Below are 979 nucleotides of genomic sequence, written 5' to 3'. Positions count from 1 at the left end.
TGCCGCGACGAGTGCACGCTCAGCCGAGGTGCGCGCACGCCTGAGAGTCCGGTCAGCGACGGCGCTCAGCCCATGTCGCATGCCTCGCGGTGGTGCAACGCAGCGTGTGCAGCCTGTGAGACGAGCCAACACTCCACGGAGCCGCCGCGAACACCCGACGCACACCGAGCATCCATGGGACGGTGACGCGCAAGAGCCCGGTGTGTGGGAGGGCTAGTGAAGGAGTGCGCATGGACCCGCGCGAGAGCAGGCGCCGCGCCCACCGGTTCGTGGCGCTGCGGATCAACACCTTGGGCTGCCTGTTGCTCCTGACGCCAGTGATCCTCTGGAGTGCCGTGCTGGGCATGTCCGCCCTTCTCGTGGCCTTGTGGTGGGCGGGCACCATCGGCGCTCGATCCGCGAATGCGTGGGCGGTGGCGCGCGCGAGGGGGGTGCCCGGTCGAGCGGCGGCGACCTCGGCGGGCTGGGGACGAGCTGCCGCGGTGTTGGTCCTCGCTGTGGCATCGGCGGTGCTGACCGCGTCCGCGCTGCGAGAGCTCACCGTGCTGGGTGACTGGGTGGGCGCACCCGACATCGCGAGGCCTGTGGCGGGGGCGCTGGCCATCATCCTGGTCGGGGCGCTTGCGGGGACTGCAGCGCTGGTCGCCTTGTCCCGGTCTCGCGCCCTGATCGGTGCGGCCGCCGGACAGGACGAGCTGCCCGAGCGGCAGCGAGCTGGGGTGGGCCGGGCCGGAGGACGGCGCGCTGCAGCGGTCGTCGTCGCCGCCGTCCTTGGTGTCGTGAACGTGGTGGTGCTGACCAGTGTCACGTCGCTCGGCGAGTGGGTGGGAGACGGCGCGGGCGAGAGGATCGTCGCTGTGACCGTCCTGGCGCTTGCGTTCGCGATGCCGACGGCAGCCGTTTGGTACGCCGATCGCACGGCCGACCCCGAGCAGGAGCCGTGACTGTCAGGGGACAGCTGGGCGCCTGCATCGAATCG

General features: G+C 71.6%; 1 protein-coding gene. It reads left to right on the top strand.

The features are described 5' to 3' along the window. The first annotated feature begins 230 nt into the window (after positions 1-230). Positions 231-944, top strand: coding sequence for a hypothetical protein (locus tag DAI17_RS20735; protein WP_107775148.1), 714 nt, complete (start codon positions 231-233; stop codon positions 942-944). The last annotated feature ends 35 nt before the right edge of the window (positions 945-979 follow it).

This window comes from Nocardioides sediminis (genome assembly GCF_003047295.1).
Taxonomy (GTDB): domain Bacteria; phylum Actinomycetota; class Actinomycetes; order Propionibacteriales; family Nocardioidaceae; genus Nocardioides; species Nocardioides sediminis.
Note: the sequence above shows the minus strand (reverse complement) of the source record. Positions and strands in the feature narration are given on the sequence as shown.